This window comes from Billgrantia zhangzhouensis, from assembly GCF_021404465.1.
In the GTDB taxonomy this organism is placed as follows: domain Bacteria; phylum Pseudomonadota; class Gammaproteobacteria; order Pseudomonadales; family Halomonadaceae; genus Halomonas; species Halomonas zhangzhouensis.
In genome coordinates, this window is sequence record NZ_JABFTT010000005.1 from 229008 (window position 1) to 247300 (window position 18293).

At 64.6% G+C, this 18293-nt stretch carries 14 protein-coding genes; 2 read left to right on the forward strand and 12 right to left on the reverse strand.

From position 1 onward, the window contains the following. Positions 1-43 precede the first annotated feature (43 nt). The 5 genes from hrpA to HOP51_RS08395 all read right to left on the reverse strand — a co-directional run bounded on the left by hrpA (position 44) and on the right by HOP51_RS08395 (position 9285). Complete coding sequence (gene hrpA, locus HOP51_RS08375) at positions 44-4003, reverse strand: ATP-dependent RNA helicase HrpA (RefSeq protein WP_234273568.1); 3960 nt, start codon at positions 4001-4003, stop codon at positions 44-46. 217 nt (positions 4004-4220) lie between these two features. After that, a complete protein-coding gene (locus tag HOP51_RS08380) occupies positions 4221-5888 on the reverse strand; it encodes an AMP-binding protein (RefSeq protein WP_234273484.1) in 1668 nt (555 codons plus the stop codon). 219 nt (positions 5889-6107) lie between these two features. Continuing rightward, on the reverse strand, positions 6108-6938 hold the full coding sequence (locus HOP51_RS08385; protein WP_234273485.1) for a class II glutamine amidotransferase: 831 nt from the start codon (positions 6936-6938) through the stop codon (positions 6108-6110). After that, positions 6931-8784 (reverse strand): vWA domain-containing protein, encoded by a 1854-nt coding sequence (locus tag HOP51_RS08390; protein ID WP_234273486.1) that lies wholly within the window; start codon positions 8782-8784, stop codon positions 6931-6933. The genes HOP51_RS08385 and HOP51_RS08390 overlap by 8 nt, the downstream gene beginning before the upstream one ends. Positions 8785-8793: 9 nt before the next feature. Beyond that, positions 8794-9285 (reverse strand): hypothetical protein, encoded by a 492-nt coding sequence (locus tag HOP51_RS08395; RefSeq protein ID WP_234273487.1) that lies wholly within the window; start codon positions 9283-9285, stop codon positions 8794-8796. 83 nt (positions 9286-9368) lie between these two features. On the opposite strand from HOP51_RS08395, the gene HOP51_RS08400 reads away from it, so the two are divergent. Further along, positions 9369-11459, forward strand: a complete 2091-nt coding sequence (locus tag HOP51_RS08400) for a S9 family peptidase (protein ID WP_234273488.1) — start codon at positions 9369-9371, stop codon at positions 11457-11459. A 115-nt stretch (positions 11460-11574) separates the two neighbouring features. On the opposite strand, the gene HOP51_RS08405 is transcribed toward HOP51_RS08400, so the two are convergent. From HOP51_RS08405 to dnaX, 6 genes are read right to left on the reverse strand one after another with little or no spacing between them, the layout of a single operon-like run. Further along, a complete protein-coding gene (locus tag HOP51_RS08405; protein WP_234273489.1) occupies positions 11575-12024 on the reverse strand; it encodes a YcgN family cysteine cluster protein in 450 nt (149 codons plus the stop codon). 1 nt (position 12025) lies between these two features. Continuing rightward, entirely contained in the window at positions 12026-12322 is a 297-nt protein-coding gene (locus tag HOP51_RS08410; RefSeq protein WP_234273569.1) for a YcgL domain-containing protein, read from the reverse strand. Between the two features lie 11 nt (positions 12323-12333). Then, complete coding sequence (rnd, locus tag HOP51_RS08415) at positions 12334-13464, reverse strand: ribonuclease D (RefSeq protein ID WP_234273490.1); 1131 nt, start codon at positions 13462-13464, stop codon at positions 12334-12336. Positions 13465-13497: 33 nt separating this feature from the next. Beyond that, the gene (gene recR, locus HOP51_RS08420) at positions 13498-14103 is read right to left on the reverse strand and encodes a recombination mediator RecR (protein ID WP_234273491.1); all 606 of its coding nucleotides are present in this window, start codon (positions 14101-14103) and stop codon (positions 13498-13500) included. Between the two features lie 58 nt (positions 14104-14161). Next, positions 14162-14488, reverse strand: coding sequence for a YbaB/EbfC family nucleoid-associated protein (locus HOP51_RS08425; protein ID WP_234273492.1), 327 nt, complete (start codon positions 14486-14488; stop codon positions 14162-14164). A 38-nt stretch (positions 14489-14526) separates the two neighbouring features. Next, complete coding sequence (gene dnaX, locus HOP51_RS08430) at positions 14527-16587, reverse strand: DNA polymerase III subunit gamma/tau (protein WP_234273493.1); 2061 nt, start codon at positions 16585-16587, stop codon at positions 14527-14529. Positions 16588-16863: 276 nt separating this feature from the next. On the opposite strand from dnaX, the gene HOP51_RS08435 reads away from it, so the two are divergent. After that, positions 16864-17010, forward strand: a complete 147-nt coding sequence (locus tag HOP51_RS08435) for a hypothetical protein (RefSeq protein WP_234273494.1) — start codon at positions 16864-16866, stop codon at positions 17008-17010. Between the two features lie 278 nt (positions 17011-17288). On the opposite strand, the gene HOP51_RS08440 is transcribed toward HOP51_RS08435, so the two are convergent. Continuing rightward, positions 17289-18227: a LysR family transcriptional regulator gene (locus HOP51_RS08440; RefSeq protein WP_234273495.1), complete on the reverse strand. Its 939-nt coding sequence runs from the start codon at positions 18225-18227 to the stop codon at positions 17289-17291. Positions 18228-18293: the final 66 nt, after the last annotated feature.

Below are 18293 nucleotides of genomic sequence, written 5' to 3' on the forward strand. Positions count from 1 at the left end.
CGGTAAACCGATGCCTCATGTCTCGTTTATCGGCACGCCAAGTTCAGCCTTGACCATGCCCCACCAGTTCCGCCCAACGCCGCTCGAGACGTTTGACCGAAACCGGCATGCGGGTGCCGAGCTGCTGGGCGAACAGCGACACGCGCAGTTCTTCTAGCCACCAGCCAAACTCCACCAGTTCAGGATCCTCGTGGCCACCGCGGCGCTGGCTCTCCCGCCGTGCGGCCAGACGCGCCTCGAAGTCCTGTACGTCCTGCATGTGCATCTGGTCGCGCATGCGCTCACGTGGCGCCTTCTCCAGCCGGATCCGTGCCGCTTCCATGTAGCGCGGATACTCCTCCAGCCACGCCCCTGCCTCGCTGACGAAGCCGGGATGCACCAGCCGCTGCATCTGGGCCTTGAGATCACTGTATACCAAGGCCAGGGCCAGGTTGAGGTTGCCCTTCAATGCTTTGGTCACGACCAGATGGCCTTCGAGCGCTCGCTTCAGCGTCGCGGCCAGCGCTTCGGCAGCAGGCACCAGCTCGGCTCGGGTCGCCTCGAGCCGTGTCTCGAGTTCGGCGGCCGAGCGCGGCAGCGGCGCCTGGGCCACGGTTCGGGCGAAAACCGCCTCGACCACATCGTCGATCAGCTCGCGCTTGCTGCCCACCTTGGCAAACAGCAAGGCACATGTCTCGAGCCCCTTGAGACGCTGGATGGTACGCACCTGATCCGGCAGACGGGCCATGGCCAGCCTGACCACGCCCCGGCGATGGGCCTGCTCGGCCTTGCCCGGGTGATCGAACAGCTCGACGCGGAAGGCGTCACCCTCCGGCACCAGCGCCGGGTACGCCTCGACCCGAATTCCCGCCTGGGTCGTCACGCGTGACTCGGGCAGCGGCGCTTCGGGCAGGCCGTCCACTTCCGGCGCTTCGCTGACCTCGGCAGCCAGAGCCCGGGCGCCCTCGCCTGCCGCGGCTTCAAAGCGACGCTCGAGCTCACGCACGTTGCGCCCCTGGCCCAGCAGCCTGCCTTCATGGTCGACGACCCGCACGTTCATGATCAGATGCGGCTCGAGCTGATCGGTGCGCCAGTCATCGGGGTGCAGCCGCACTCCGGTACGCCGGCGCAGGAACTCGCCCAGCGCCTCGGTGAGCGGCACGTCGTCGGGCGTCAGCGTCTCCAACGCAGCATCGACCCAGTCGGGAATCGGCACCACCTGGCGACGAATTGACTTCGGCAATGACTTGAGCAGGGCAATGCACTTCTCCCGCAGCAGCCCCGGCACCAACCACTCGAGGCGTGCGCTTGGCAACTGGGGCAGCATGGCCGCCGGGACCGTCAGCGTCACACCGTCGTCCGGTGCATCGGGTTCGAAGCGATACTCGAGCGGATAACTCACCCCGCCGAGCATCAACTCATCCGGATATTGCGCCTGGGTGACCTCCTTGGCCTCCCGCGCCAGCAGGACAGCACGATCGAACTTGAGAACATTCGGATCCTGAGCCTCGGCTTTCCTGCGCCATGCCTCGAAGCCCTTGCCGTTGACGATGTCGCCGGGAATCCGCTCGTCGTAGAAAGCGAACAGGGTTTCCTCGTCGACCAGGATGTCGCGCCTGCGAGCCCGGTCCTCAAGATCCTCGACCTCCGCTACCAGAGCGCGATTGTAGTCGAAGAACTCCCCCTTGGTGCGAAATTCGCCCTCCACCAGCGCACGGCGGATGAACAGCTCGCGCGCCTCGCGTGGTGCGATAGGCCCATAATGCACGCTGCGGCCGGCCACGATGGGCAAACCGAACAGGGTGACTTGCTCCTTGGCTACCACCTGGGCGCGTTTCATCTCCCAGTGCGGCTCGCTGTAGCTGCGCTTGACCAGATGCCCGGCCACGGACTCTATCCATTGCGGCTCGATCTTCGCCACGGTACGCGCAAACAGCCGGGTGGTCTCCACCAGTTCGAAAGCCATCAGCCACTTGGGCGACTTCTTGGCCAAGCCAGAGCCGGGGTGGATGACGAACTTGCGGTTGCGCGCGCCCAGGTATTCGCGATTCTCGGTCAGCATGCCCAAGTGCGACAGCAGTCCCGGCAGCAATGCCTTGTGCAGTTGCACGGCACTCTGGCGGCGCGCCTGCCGACGAGCCTGGTCATGCCCTTCCCCGTCTTGCCCAGGCTCGGGCAGCGGGGCGGGGGGCGGCACCTCGATCTCCATCTCGCGCAGCAGCTGGCGCAGTTGGCGGAAAGTGTCGTGCCATTCGCGCAAGCGTAGATAGTTGAGGTAGTGCTCCTTGCACCAGCGCCGCAGGCGGTTACCCGAGAGCTCCTCGCGAGCTGCCTCGAAGCCCTGCCACAGGTTGAGCAAAGCGACGAAATCGGAGTCCGGGTCCTGCCAGCGACGATGGGCCTGGTCGGCGGCCTCGCGCTTCTCCGCCGGGCGATCGCGCGGGTCCTGCACCGCCAGCGCCGACACCACGATCAGCACCTCACGCAGGCCGCCCTGCTCATCCCCGGCCAGCACCATGCGCGCCAGGCGCGGATCGATAGGCAGGCGGGCGAGCTTGCGCCCCACATCGGTCAAACGGTTGCCCTCGTCCACCGCTCCCAGCTCGAACAGCAGGCGGAAGCCGTCCTTGATGAAGCGTGGATCGGGCGGGTCGACGAAGGGGAACTGCTCGATATCATCGGGTTTCAACGATAGCAGCGACAGCATCGACAGGATGACCGAGGCCAGGTTGGTGCGCCGGATCTCGGGGTCGGTGAATTCGGGACGGGAGAGGAAATCCTCCTCGTCGTAGAGGCGAATGCAGACGCCTTCGGCCACGCGACCGCAGCGTCCCTTGCGCTGGTCGGCGCTGGCCTGACTGACCGGCTCAACCGGCAGGCGCTGGATCTTGGATCGGTAACTGTAGCGGCTGATGCGCACCAGGCCCGGATCGATCACGTAGCGAATGCCAGGCACGGTGAGCGAGGTTTCGGCGACGTTGGTCGCCAGCACGATACGCCGCCCCGCGTGAGGCGCGAACACACGATTCTGCTCGGCGTTGGAGAGCCGCGCATAGAGCGGCAGGATCTCGGTGCCCTTGAGATCGGCGCGGCGTAAGGTATCGGCGGTTTCGCGAATCTCGCGTTCGCCGGGCAAGAACACCAGGATGTCACGGGGCCCGTGAAACCAGCGCCTGTCGCGCTCGACCTGCTCGATCTCCTCCACCGCGTGGAGAATGCCCTCCTGCAGAGTGCGGTCGGCTTCGTCCTCGGCCTCGCGCACCAGTGGCCGATAGCGCACCTCCACCGGGTAGGTACGTCCCGAGACTTCCACCACCGGGGCCGGCCACGGCTCGCCATCGCCCCCGGGCAGGGCGAAGTGCTCGGCGAAGCGTGCCACGTCGATGGTGGCCGAGGTGATGATGACCTTGAGGTCAGGCCGGCGCGGCAGCAGCCGCTTGAGGTAGCCAAGCAGGAAGTCGATATTGAGGCTGCGCTCGTGGGCCTCATCGATGATGATCGCCTCGTAGCGGGTCAGGTCCGGGTCATGCCGGGTCTCGGCCAGCAGGATGCCGTCGGTCATCAACTTGACCAGAGTGGCGTCACCGCTCTGGTCGGTGAAACGCACCTGGTAGCCCACCTGCTCCCCCAGGGGCACCTCGAGTTCCTCGGCCAGGCGCGCCGCCACCGAGCGTGCGGCCAGGCGCCGAGGCTGGGTGTGTCCGATCAAGCCGCGCCGCCCCAGGCCCAGCTCCAGGCACAGCTTGGGTAGTTGGGTGGTCTTGCCGGAGCCGGTCTCGCCAGCCACCACTACCACCTGGTGATCGCGCAGGGCAGCGAGGATCTCGTCGCGGCGCTCGGCTACCGGCAGTTCGGGCGGGTAGTGCAAAGTGACCGGCTGGGCCGCTCGACTTGTCGCAAGCTCATGGGAGCGCGCTACGCTGCGTGCCACCTCGGCCAGGCCACGGTCGACCGGCTTGCCTTCCCGCAGACGCCGCGCCAGACCGCTCAGCCTGCGCGCCAACGCCCCACGGTCACGCAGCATGACCTCGTCCAGGGTGCGCTCCAGGCGCTCCAGCTCGGCTCTGTCAGCGGTATTGGCGGAACCAGTACGGGTTGCGGTACTCACGACTCTCCTCTTGCCAAGAAAGACCTGCCCGCTCCGGGACCGGAGCGGGCAGGTCATTGTAACGCCACGGGCTGAAGGTCGGCCAATCTCAGGCGGATTCCGATCTCGAGCGGCTCCCAGCCATTACTGGGCGCTACTTCTCGCTCTGTTCGTCACGCAACTGGCGTCGCAGCACCTTGCCGACGTTGGTCTTGGGCAACTCGTCGCGGAACTCGACGAAGCGAGGCACCTTATAGCCGGCCAGTTCCTTCTTGCACCACTCGCGCAAGCTCTGCTCGTCGAGACTGTCGTCCCGCTTGACCACGAACAGCTTGACCGCCTCACCGCTGCTCTCGTCCGGCACACCAACCGCAGCCGACTCGACGACCCCCGGATGCGCAGCAACCACGTCCTCGATCTCGTTGGGATAGACGTTGAAACCCGACACTAGGATCATGTCCTTCTTGCGATCGACGATCCTGATATAGCCATCCTCCTGCAGCACGGCGATGTCGCCGGTGTGGAACCAGCCATCGTCGGTCAGCACCTTGGCGGTTTCTTCGTCGAGGTTCCAGTAACCCTTCATCACTTGGGGCCCCTTCACGCACAGCTCACCCGGCTCGCCCAACGGCAGAGTATTGTCGTCGGTATCCACCACCTTGACGGTGGTACCCGCCACCGGCTTGCCGATGGTGCCGAGCTGTATGGCGTCGATGGGATTGAAGCTGACCACCGGCGCGGTTTCGGTGAGCCCGTAGCCCTCGGCGATGTCGCATCCGGTGACCTCTTTCCAGCGTTCCGCCGAGGCCTTGGTCAGCGCCATGCCGCCGGAAATGGTCAGGTGCAGTTGCGAGAAGTCGAGCTTGCGGAAGTCATCACGGTTGCACAGCGCATTGAACAGCGTGTTCAAACCGATGAAGGCGGTGAACTTGATCTTCTGCAGCTCTTTGACGAAGTTGTCCAGGTCGCGCGGGTTGGGGATCAGGATGGAGTGGTTACCGGTCTTCATCAGGAACAGGCAGTTCACGGTAAAGGTATAGATGTGATAGACCGGCAGCGGTGCGATCACCACCTCCTTGCCCTCGTCCAGGCCGGGGCCGATGGCCGCATCCGCTTGCAGCATGTTGGCCACCAGGTTGCAGTGGGTGAGCATGGTGCCTTTGGGCAGGCCGGTGGTGCCGCCGGTGTACTGCAGCGCGGCAATATCGTCGAGGCTACGCTCGACTTCGCGATGCTGCTGCGAGGCACCGTCCTTGAGCGCTTTGCGGAACGACACCGCCATCGGCAGCGAATAGGAGGGCACCATCTTCTTGACGTGCTTGACCACGGCATTGATCAGCAAGCGTTTGGGAAAGCCGTGCATATCGCCGAGTTCGGTGACGAGAACGTGCTCGATATCGGTGCGGTCGAGAATTTTCTCGAGCTTGCTGGCCATGTTGGCCAGGATCAGGATCGCCCTAGCGCCGGAGTCCTTGAACTGGTGTGCCATCTCGCGCTCGGTGTAGAGCGGGTTGGTATTGACTACCACCAGACCGGCACGCAACGCACCGAAGACTGCAATCGGGAACTGCAGCACGTTGGGCAACTGAATGGCGATCCGATCGCCCGGCTGCAGTCCGGTTTCATGCTGCAGCCAGGCGGCAAAATCCGCCGAAAGCCGATCGAGTTCGGCAAAGGTCAGCGTCTGCCCCATGCAGGTGAAAGCGGGGTTCTCGGAAAAGCGTTTCACCGCTTCATGGAAGACATCCATCAGCGATCGATACCGATCCATGCCCTTCAGCTCGGGGCCGTTGAGAATCCCGGCGTTGGCTTGTTCACTCATTGGCGCTATCTCCACAGCAGCGTCGATACGGTCGGCCACTCCTGACCTCGACGATTCTTGTTGTGACAAAAGGCCTACGATATACCAGGCATCACGCAGCTGTAAAACAAACGATTGAAACAGTCGTTCACTCTCTGTCCGATGCCTGACAGTCGAGAATATTAGCCATAAAGCTGGGCAATGAAGCCCAGAAAGGCAAGTCGTGCGGCATAAGAAACCTCATGCCGAGCTGCAATGCGAGTCGGTATGAAAACGAGACACGATACGGCCATGGCGCCACACCAACAGCTCGCCGGGCTGCATGCGAACCCAGGCTTCGTTGCAGGTCAACGGCTCGGTAGTGATTACCGAAACGATGTCGTCAGGGGTCGTGTGTTCGGCAAAATTGACCGTCAGCTCGGCATCGGAGAGTTCCGCGCTGCCGAACGGTGCCCGACGGGTGATGTGGGCCAGCTTGGTGGAGCAATAGGTATAGAGGAACTCGCCATCGGCCAGGAGCAGGTTAAAGACGCCCTTGGCGCGTAGCGTTTCGCACAACTCATGCAGCAGTTGCCAGAGCGCCTGGTGCCGCTCGACCAGCGCCGTATTGCAGGGGTCGAGTACCGGCGCCTCGGGGTAGTGCTCGCGCAGGGTGGCCAGCAGCCAGCAGAAGGCATGTTCGCTGTCGGTATCGCCGATCGGCCGGTAGAAGCGCAGCGGCAATGTCTGCCACTCCTGCAACTGCCCATTATGGGCATAGCACCAGGTTCGCCCCCACATCTCACGCGTGAAGGGATGAGTGTTGGCCAGCCGCACTTCGCCTACGTTGGCCTGCCGGATATGGCTGATGACGATATGCGACTTGATCGGATAATCGGAGATCAACCGCGCAATGGGCGAGCGCACCGAGGGGTGAGGATCGCGAAAGTCACGGTAGCCGCCCGCCTCGTAGAAGGCGATGCCCCAGCCATCGCGGTGGGGTCCGGTACCACCACCGCGATGCAGGAAGCCGGTAAAGCTAAAGCAGATATCGGTGGGCACGTTGGCGCTCATGCCCAACAGCTCACACATGGGGCTCCTCCCGGACTCCGCCGCGCCGACGCCTCAGCGCGATTCGCCATAGCGCCAACAGCACCAGCCCCACTGCCAGAATGCCGGCAGCCAGCAGCAGCCAGCTCTGGCGCGGATCGCGCGCAGCGTCCTCAAGGGGCTTGGCCAGCATGGGGCGCCATTCCCGCCAGCGCTCCTGCGCCGCTCCAGGCAGTTCCTGCACGCGTCTCACGATACGCTCGACCGGCTCCGGCAATGGCGTCCGCTGGGTCGCACGTGGCTCACGCACCGGCGCCAGTTCCTCGTGGAAGCGCACCACGTCCAGGGCTGGGCTGGCATCCACCTGATCGATCGCAGTGGCCACCGACGGGAATAGCAGCAGTCGCGGCAGGATCAGCTCGCGGGTCTCTCCTTCCAGAGTCACTTCGGCACGCAGGATCAACGGCACGCTGAGCGCCGTGTCCAGCTCGGGCAAGGCCATGCTCCAGCGCCGCTCCGCCACTGCCTCGGCTTCGAGATGAGCCCCCTGCAACTGGCCATGGAGGCGGGTATTGTCACGGTCGAGCAACGGATGTTCGGCGCTCAGCAGTACTTGCTGATTGGCTTCGTCATGGCGTGCACTTACCGCCGGCAGCACGTTGACGGGCTGAACCCGCTGGCGCCGGAATCCCTGCCCTTCGGCGCGTACGACGAACTGGGCGGTGCCGCCCAGAGCCGGCGCCGGCAGCCGGCCGACGAAGCGCTCCTCCTGCTGTCGGAGCACCACGGCCGACTGGACCGAACCCGATTCGTCATGCAACTCCGCCGTCAGCCGCAGATGCGCAGGCAGGGCCTCTGTTCCCACCGGCTCTCCCTCACGGGCGAGCCAGGCCTCTACCGGCACATCGAACCCTAGGTAGAACGCATCCGGTACCCCCGCTAACTGTAAGCTGAGCGGGGATTCAACAGTGATCCGGCTATCCTGTCCCGGCGCACCTTCCACCCGCCATTGACCCGGCTGTGGGTTGGGCACATGTACGAGGTCGTAACGGGACTCGCTACGCCACTCGGCACCTTCGGGGGGTGCCTCGGCGGAATAGCGGCTGCCATCCGGCGCCACCAGCTCGGGGGCCTCCTCGCCACGGAACAGCAGCGCCGTGAAGCCACGCAGGCCCGGTTCGATGACAAAGCGTTGGTCGGTGATGGGAGCCCGGTCGGTGGGGAAGATGCGATCGACGATAGCGAGAAAGGCACCCAGTAGCGCTTCGGGATCCGCCACCTTGGACGAAAGCCCCCCAGTCAATTGCGAAAGGCGCTCCACCAGTTCCAGGTCAGCTTCGTCAGAGAAGGCAATGGCATGCACTACCACTCCCTCCTCGGCCAGCCAGGGGCCATGCTCTTCGAGCAGCGCTGCGCGCGATGCCTGATCGATGTTCGGCTTGCGACCGCGCCAGGCGGGCAGGTCGATCTTGCCATCGGTGAACAACAGCAGATGTCGCTGGCGTTCGACCGGTTCGGCCACGGCAGCCTCGTAGAGAGCGGACTCAATGTCGGTGTACTGTTGATAGTCGACCAGTCGCGGAGTCAGCGCCCGGGCACGATCTCGCCACTCCATGTTGACCGGCCCCAGCGGCAGCGGGTTGGCCACCCGCTCGCCAAAAGTCCACACGCCGGCCCTGGCCCCGCTGGGCATCAGTGCCACCAACAGCTCGAGCGCCTCAGCGGCGAGCTGATCGGGATCGTTGTGACGCATGCTGCCGGAAACGTCGACGATAACCCGCACCTCTGGCGTCGCTTCGATCGGCGCCGCCATCAAATGACTCGAGACGATCAGGCTACCGGCCAGCCCAGCCAGCCAGTGCCATACCTTGTTCCACTCCCTCCCCATCGGGGCTCCCTAGCCGATCTTCGGCTCCCGGCGCTTGCTCGGCGACGGCGGCTGCCTGCTACCGTGGCGTTGGCGCCTGCTGTTATCGTTCTGCTTCTGGTTGTCCTGGTTTTGCTTGCCTTGCGGCTTCCTCTGCCCGGTCGTAGTGGACGTGGCGCTTCCCTGGAACCACCACGCCTGCAAGATGCCTATGGCGACCCCGAGCATGGCGCCCGCCGCCACCAGCAGTCCCGATGAAACCAGCCCCGAAGCATTGCGCTCGAGGAACGCAACGGCCGCCACCACCACCGCCGGCGCCATGCCAGTGTAGAATTCCCCCTCTTCCACCAGCGGCAGACGAAAGCGAGTCGGCATCCACAGGATGCCTGCTACCGCCCAGGTGATCGGCAAGCGAAACATGCGCGGCAGGAAGGCCAAGCCCAGGTAGCCGGTCACCAGCACGACCAGCGACAAACCTAGATAGGTCAGCCATAGTAGGGACATCGAATCGGATGTCAGCATCGATACCTCATTCTCGCATTACGGCCCGCAATGACGGATCGTACAGTATGGAAAGTCACCTTGAGTATGGTACACGCGCCCCAATGAAAGCACAGCCGCCACATCACTCCTCTCCCACTGCGTCCCACTCCGAGCCCTCGCCTTCGCCGGTCGAACGGTTCCGTCGCGCCGACGACCCCGAGTGGCACTGGCTGGAAGATCGCGATGACGCTCAGGTCCAGGCCTTTCTCGAGGCGGCCAACGACGAGTCCCAACTCTGGATGCGGCCTCTCGAGAGCCTGGTCGAGCGGCTCTATCATGGCCACCTCGCGCGGCGCGAGCTGGCAGTCCACGGGCTGCGTACCGCGCTCGATCGCTTCACCTACTGGAGCGAAACCGCAGCCGACGCCGACTATCCGGTGTGGTGGCGTCACCCCAATGGCAGCACGGAGGAAACGAGCGTCTTCCTCGATCTTCAGGCACGCGCGGCGGCGGAGCACTACCTCGAGCTGGGTGACATGGCGCTATCGCCGGACGAGCGTTGGCTGGCCTGGACCGAAGATACCAGTGGGAACGAGCGTTTTGCACTCTATCTCAAGTCGCTGCCGGACGGTGAGCCACGCCGGCTGCTCGATGAGATCGGCCCGGAACTGACCTGGGCGGAAGACAACACGACGCTGTTGTTCACCCGATACGATGCCACCCAGCGCCCCGACAGCATCTGGCGCCTGTCGCTCGACGACGGCCAGGCTGGCGAATCCGTGCTGGTGCTGAGCGAGGACGACCCCGAGTTCTGGCTGGGCCTGGGCAAGACCCGCTCGCGCCAGTGGCTGGTACTGGAGAGTGCTTCGAAGGATACCAGTGAGTGTTACCTGCTGCCGGCGATGGCGCCGGAACAGCCACCGCGCTGCTTTCGCCCCAGGGAAAAGGGCATGGAATACGGCCTGGAGCATCGTCCCGGCCACTACTATGTCTTGCACAACCACGGCGCACCGCACTTTTGTCTGGACGTGGTCGACGAAGATGATCTCAATGCCCCATGGGAGCCATTGATCGCGCATCGTGACGACACCACACTCGAGGACGTCGAGGCCTTCGACTGGGGGCTGGCCATTACCGAGCGTGATCATCACGAGGCCCAGGTGCGGATACGCATCGTCGAGCTCGACGATCGCCATGGCACCAGCCGCGACGAGCGACTGCCATTGCCGGAGTCGCCCTGCAGCGTCATGCTCGGCGACGTGCCCCATTTCCACAGTCGCCGCCTGCGTCTGCGCGAGGAGTCCTTCGTGATGCCGGCCCGCTGGCTCGAGCACGATCTCAATAACGGCGAACGCCAGGTGCTGAAGTCGCAGCCGATCCACGGCAACTTGCAGCCGGAGCATCTGTGCTGCGAACGACTCTGGGCGCGCGCCCACGATGGTGAACGAATCCCGGTTTCGGTGGTAATGCGTGCCGACCTGGCCGGCCATCCATTGCCCACCCTGCTCTATGGTTACGGCGCCTATGGGGAGGTACTGGACCCGTGGTTCTCGGTCGCCAGGCTCGAGCTGCTCGCACGCGGCGTCGCCTTCGCCGTCGCCCATGTACGCGGCGGGGGCGATCGGGGCGAGCCGTGGTACCTGGCCGGCAAGCTCGAACACAAGGAAAACAGCTTTCGCGACTTTCTCGCCGCGCGCAATACGCTCGTCGAGCAGGGTTTCAGCGATGGAGAGCGCATCGCCGCCTATGGCGCCAGCGCGGGTGGACTACTGGTTGGCGCCAGCCTCAACCTGGCGCCGAAAGCCTTCTGTGCCGCCGTGCTCGACGTGCCTTTCGTCGACGTACTGCGCACCATGGAGAATCCCGACCTACCGTTGACCACGGCCGAGTACACAGAGTGGGGCAACCCCGACGAGCCGGACACACGCAAACGCATCCGTGCCTACTCGCCGCTGGATAACCTGGCCCCCCAGCCTTATCCCACCCTATTTCTCCAGGGCAGCTGGCACGACTCACGGGTTCCCTATTGGGAGCCGGCCAAGCTCTATGCGCGGCTGACCGAGATGGGGACTGCGCGCGGCCCGATTCTGCTGCGTACCGACATGGCAGCCGGGCACGGTGGCGCTTCTGGCCGCTTCAAGGCCTGGTACGACAATGCCCGCCAGGACGCCTTCATCCTGTGGTCGCTAGGACTCGCCGACAAGGAGCCTTGAACACGACATGAGGCAGCCAGGGTGAAATCGCGCATCAGGCCGCTGATGCAAGAGCGAAAGCCAACGGCTCAAGCCGAGGCTGAGCCGCATCAGGCTCGCTCAAACCTTGGAGGGATCAACCATCAATAGGCAGAATGGCAATGATGTAGTCTTCGAGTTCTTCCTCGGGCACGTCCCGCTGGGAGACAGCGAAGCTCCGCACACTGATGCCCTTTCGATGAACGCGCTCGGAGTCGCCGCAGATCAGCGGATGCCAGCCGGCCAATCGGCGCCCCTCCGCTACGCGGCGATAGGCGCAGGATTTCGGTAGCCAGCGGAACTCCTCGATGCGTTGCGGGGTGAGCTGGGCGCAGTCGGGCACCCGAGCCTGGCGATTGGGATAGTCGCTGCAGCGGCAGCTACCGATGTCCAACAGCTCGCAGGCCACGCCAAGCACGGCGAGATCGCCACTGTCGTCGTCCTGGAACTTGAGCAGACAACACTGGCCGCAGCCGTCGCACAGCGCTTCCCACTCCGCGGTGGTAAGCTCCTCGAGATCGAAGCGCTCCCAGAAACGTTCACGCATATCAGTAACGCGATTCCGTAGGCGTCCGGTAAAGGTCGAGCAAATACTCCTCTTTGACCGGAGGCAACTGGAGATAGAATCCCTTCTCGCGGATGGCGGTCAATACGTCGCTCGCCTTGGCCCGGGCCAGTGTTTTTTCCGGCGAGAGGATCAGGGTCATGACCGAAACCGGCTTGCCAAAACGCTCGAGCAGCACCGCAGGCACCTCGACAAGTCCTTGGCGCTTGTCCACGTAGAGGTACATCTCCTCCTTGCGCGAGCTCCTGAATATCTCACACAGCATCTTGTCACCTTGCATTCGATCGTCCGTCACTGGGCCACCTCCTCTTCCAATGCCTGCCTGAGCGGGACCGCGAGGCATTCGCCGCGCCATCCCTGCGGCAGCGGAAGCGGCTCGCCAGCCAGGTCGGCAACGATCAGCGCTTCCAGGTCGCGTCGGCGCATCAGCACTTCCGGCGCCAGCCCCAAGCGTTCGGCGAATTCGTTCACCACTCGCTTGAGCGCCTTCATGCGCCGCTTGTAATCCGCTCCCATGGGCGACGGCAGCGCCGGCGGCAGTTCCGCGTCGTCGCACTGCCGGGCCCGCTTGACCAGCGCCAGAAGGGTGTCGCCATCCCGCTTGATCAGGCTGGGCTTGATCTCTTCGACTTCGGCGAGCTGATAGCGATTCTCCGGCATGCGCTCGGCAACGCCGTACAGCACCCGATCATTGACCAACCAGCCCCGCGGCAGGTTGCGTCGGCGGGCTTCGCCCTCGCGCCAGGTGGTCAGCAATCGGTAGGCCTCGACCTGACGAGGTGCGAGCCGCCATAGCTGGCGGTGGCGGCGGTACCACTGACCGTCCGCCTCGTCGCTGCGCAGCGCCTGGGCCATCAATTCGCGGCAGTCGGCCTCGAGCCATTCCCGCCGCCCATATCGATCCAACGCATCGCACTGGTGCTCCCAGACCTTGAGCAGAAACACCACGTCGAGTGCCGCGTAGAGGCACTGGGCCTCGCTCAGCGGACGCTGCAACCAGTCGGAGCGGGTCTCGTCCTTGGGCAGCGTCTCCCCGGTCCAGTGCTCCACCAGGCGCTGGTAGCCCATGGCAGGATCCTCGCCCAGCAGCGCCTGGGCCACTTGCGTATCCACCAGCGGGGCGACCGACACGCCGGCCCAATGGGCCAGCACTTCGAGATCCTCGCTGCTGGCGTGCAGCAGCTTGAGCGCCCCTCCGGCGAGCAGCCGACGGAAGGCCTCGGTACAATCGACCGCCTGGGGATCGACCAGCCAGGCCGGGCCGCCGGCCGAGAACTGGATCAGGGCCGGAACCGGATGGAAGGTCTTCTCGCGAAAGAACTCGGTGTCCAGCGCGATCACCTCGGCCTGGGCCACTTCGTTACAGGCGGCATCCAGCGCCTCGGGCGTATCGATCCAGCGTATCTCGGGGGTCAGGGTCATGCATTCATCCAGCAGGTAGGGTAAGCCGCGGCATCAATCGCCACGAAACGGCAACCGCCCATTGAAGGCTCGGCTGAGGGTGCCGCCGTCGACGTATTCGAGTTCGCCACCCATGGGCACGCCATAGGCCAGCCGTGAAAGCGTCACGCCGTGGGGCGACAGTTGGGCGGCTATATAGTGCGCCGTGGCTTCTCCCTCCACGGTGGGGTTGGTGGCCAGGATCACCTCGCTGATGCCCCCCTCGGCGATGCGCGCCTCGAGCTGATCGAGGCCGATATCCTCGGGACCGATACCGTCCAGGGGCGACAGGTGGCCGTGCAGCACGAAATAACGGCCTTGGTATCCGCCCGCCTCCTCGATGGCCAGTTGATCGGCCGGCGACTCTACCACGCACAGCAGGCTGTCGTCGCGCCGGGCGCTGGTGCACAAGACACAGACCTCCTCCTCGGTGAGAGTGCGGCAACGCCGGCAATAACCGACCTGGTCGATGGCCTGCTCGAGCACGGCGGCCAGGCGACGACCACCGTCGCGGTCACGCTCGAGCAGGTGCATGGCCATGCGCTGCGCGGTCTTCGGGCCCACACCCGGCAGGACCCGCAGCGATTCCATCAGTCTCTCGACGAGGGGGGAAAAGCTCATTCGATACCTCTAGAGGAGGGTTGATGCCGCATGGCCGAGCGCAGCCGGTTCGGGCGAATCAGAAGGGCATCTTGAAACCGGGCGGCAAGTTGAGCCCCGCCGTAGCCTCCTCCATCTTCTCGCGCGAGCTGGCCTCGACCTTGCGCACGGCATCGTTGACCGCCGCAGCCAGCAGGTCCTCGAGCAGTTCCTTGTCCTCTTCCATGACGCTGGGGTCGATATCGACCTTGCTCACGTCGTGGCGGCCGTTCATGGTGACCTTGATCATGCCGGCGCCAGCCTCGCCGACCACTTCGGCCTTAGCGATCTCCTCCTGGACGCGCTGCATCTTCTGCTGCATTTCCTGGGCCTGCTTCATCAGGTTGCCCATTCCACCTTTCATCATGGTCGTTCCTCTCACTTGGCAGTGTAAGACTATCGGTGTCAGGCCCTTGGCGCGAGGTCAGCCGGCTTGACGGTCGATTCGATCAGGCGCGCCCCAAAGGTTTCCTGCAACTGCTTGACGTGGGGGTCGCGCTGCAGGGCGGCCACCGCCTCGGCATGCCGCTCCGCGGCAATTCGATCGGCCCGCTGGCGGGGTGTCTCCACCTGCGTGGGCAACGCCCCCGGCTCGATGACGAGCTGCCGCGCAATGCCGATGCCCGCCAGTGCCTCCTGTATGCGGCGCACGTGGATCTCGGCGTTCATGGCCTCCTGCGATGGGTCCAGGCGCAGTATCAGTCGGTTGCCGTCATCGGCTTCGACCACGCAGTGTGCCGCGAGGTTGCGTGTCAGCCCCCCCAGGCCCAGCGCATCGAAGCTGTCCAGCCAGCGGTCGTGGCTGAAGCGCTCACCGGCCGCCTCGGCTGCGACAGCCTGCGCCTCGGCCTTCACCGCTGGAGACTCGCTCGGCCGCTCGGGCACCTCAAGAACCGCGGTGTCGCCCCCTTCCGCCGCCACCGCCAGTTCCTGCATGGAGGCGTGTCGGGGAGCGTCATGCGGCGCGGGAGCCGGCTCGTCGGCAGGCGGCTGGGGAAAACGCTCCTCCATGAGTGGAGGAGCCGCTTCCGGCTGGGGCTCAGGCTGGGCCTGGGGCTCGGCCGGTGCTGGCGAGGCCTCGCCCAGCGGCGGCTCCGTCTCGACTGGCAACTCTTCCCAAGGCGGAGGCGGCTCCGGCAATGCGTCGGCCTCGACCCGGGCTTGCGGCGCGCTCGCTACGGGAGCCGGCTCGGCAGGGGGACCAGGCTCAGGTTCGGGCGGCTGACTCGAAGCGGTGGATGCCGGGTTGTCGTCGGGGCTTGCATCGGCCGGCGGTGTGCCCTCCCCGCCCGCAGGTGCGGCAGGCGAACCACCGCTGCCCGCTCCACGCAGCGGCAGGGGCGTCCTAGCCGGCTGAGGCACCCCCTGAGGGCGGAAGGCCAGCATACGCAGCAGTGTCATTTCCAGTGCCGTGCGCAGGTCGGGCGCGTGGGTCATGTCGCCTCGCCCCTGGATGCCGATCTGATAGTAGAGCTGCACGTCCTCGGCGGTGAAGCGCGAGGCCAATGCCAGTATCGTCTCGCGATCGCCATGAGCGTTGTCCACGGCATCCGGCACCACCTGGGCCACCGCCAGCCGATGCAGTACGGCGGTCATGTCGTCGAGCACGGCGGCGAAATCCGGCCCCTGCTCGGCCAGCTGAGCGATCTCGGCCAGCAGCCGGGGGGCGTCGATATCGGCCAGGGCCTCGACCAGCGCCAGCACATGGCGGTGGTCGAGGGTACCGAGCATGGCAGCGACGTCGGCATGGCGGACCTGCCCCTGGCCGAAGGCAATCGCCTGGTCGGTCAGGCTCATGGCATCGCGCATGGAGCCATCGGCAGCCCGTCCCAGCAGCCACAGCGCACTCTCCTCGAAACCGATGCCCTCGGCTTCGAGCACCTTGGCCAGATGAGTGACGATACGCTCCGGCGGCATGTTCTTGAGCGTGAACTGCAGGCAGCGCGACAGCACCGTGGCGGGAAGCTTCTGCGGGTCGGTAGTGGCAAGCAGGAACTTCACATGCGGCGGCGGCTCTTCCAGCGTCTTGAGCAGCGCGTTGAAGCTGCTGGTGGAGAGCATGTGCACCTCGTCGATGAGGTACACCTTGTAGCGCCCCTGGGTGGGGGCGTACTGCACGTTGTCGAGCAGCTCGCGAGTATCCTCCACCTTGGTACGCGAAGCGGCGTCGACCTCGATGAGATCGACGAAGCGTCCCTCGTCGATGGCACGGCAGCTGTCGCATTGACCGCAGGGCGTGGAGGTGACGCCATCATCGCCATGGCTCTTGGCGGTACAATTGAGGCACTTGGCAAGTATTCTTGCCAGCGTGGTCTTCCCGACGCCACGTGTACCGGTAAACAGGTAGGCATGGTGCAAACGCCCCTGGTCAAGGGCGTTCACCAGCGCACGCTGAACGTGTTCCTGACCGACCAGTTCGTGAAACGTACGCGGCCGCCACTTGCGGGCCAGAACCTGATAGCTCATTGCAGCAGAATTCCTTGCAGCGGGGCTGGCGGGCAGCCGGTCGGAGCAGGGCCTGCTTCGCCCCGGCGAGAAGTCCGGTAACGAGCCGAACGCGAAAACCCTCATTCTACCGGCTGAGGCCGGAGGCGCAAAGTTCACCCTTCGCGGAAATCTCCGCAGCGCGGCTGAGGCGCCGCATCGGCGCATGCCCTGCGGCGAGGCTGTGCTAGCATGTGTTGAGTATTTTCGACGAGTCTCGGAGTCACCATGGCCAAGCCGCGCTGCGCTTCCTAATTCATGGCCAAGGCGATCGCCGGCCACATGGAGGAGTTCGACACTTTCGCCGCCTGTCGCCACCTCAAGGTGCCGTTCGGCGACGCTCTCGGCAATCCGTTGCTGGCCGCGGGGATGTGGTATTACCAGCTTCTCGAGCGCTGGCGCTAGGGAAACACTGAACAAAATGCCTGCGCGAGCGAATCACTGCGTTGCCCGGTGCTGGTGCGCCAGCCCGGGCAAAATCCTCACCCCTATACCCCATATGCTCCGGTTGACTCGAAACCCTTCGTTTCTCGCCCCTTCGGGGCCAGCCTACGGCTGTTTGTTGCTTCGCTCGGTCCTGTGCTCCGTACGCCTTGCGACCCACAGGGATGTGGGAGGTGCATTGGTTCATCGGGAACGAACCTAGCCGCTTCATCCCGCTCACCAATTTGCTCAGTGCCTCCTTAGCTCTCGCCGGCCGGGGAATGCGCCGTGGCGGGATAGTGCGACAACAGCGCCCGCCCCTCCTCGCGCAGGAAGCCGAGCACCTTGGCCTGTTTCCAGTTGTCACGGTAGATCAGGCCGAAGCTGAAGGTCATGGCCGGCGAGAAGTGGCGCATCACCACGCCGTCTCGGGGAGCGAGCTGATCCTGGGCGGTGATCGGGTTCATTACCGTGATACCGACATGGCTGGCCACCAGGGCGGTGATGGTACCGATGTTGGCCTCCGTCTTGCCGGCGATCCGTACGTGGTGCTGGCTGGCCAGCTCGAGCAGTGGGTTGGCGCTGATGCTCGGCTGGTTGCTGATGACCAGATGCTGATCACGCAAGTCTTGCACGTCGATGCGCTCGAGCGCCGCCAGGCCATGTCCCTGCGGTACCAGGCACACCGCCTCGGTGGTGAACCAGGGCTCCACTCGCAGCACTCGCGAAGTGATCGGCAGGGTGACGAAACCGATGTCGGCGTGACTCGACTCCACCGCAAGCTGCACCTCATGACTCGACATCATGTCGAGGCTGACGCTGAAATTGCGGTTGCATTCCAACAGCGCAGCCACCAGCCGCGGCACGAACCCGAACGACAGTCCGGGTATCGCGGCAATGCGCAGCCGCGAGGTACCGAACTCCTTTAGCGCCAGCACGCTGTGGCGCAGCTCCTCGATGTTGCCCATCAGGCGCAGGATCTCATCGTAGAGTTCTCGTGCCTCGGGCGTCGCCACCAGGCGGTTTTTCTCGCGCAGGAACAGTTGTATTCCCAGATTCTCCTCGAGCTGAGCCAGCGAGCGGCTCACCCCCGACTGGGTGATGCCCAGAGTGCGCGCCGCCTGAGAGGCGGTACCGGCCTCGAACAGGGTCTTGAAGATCGCCAGCGCCTTGAGCGAATGAATAGTAACGTCAGCCATGATTAAAACTCATCGAATTCAATAAAAAGATCATATATTGAAATACTTGGCGTTCGCTACATAGAC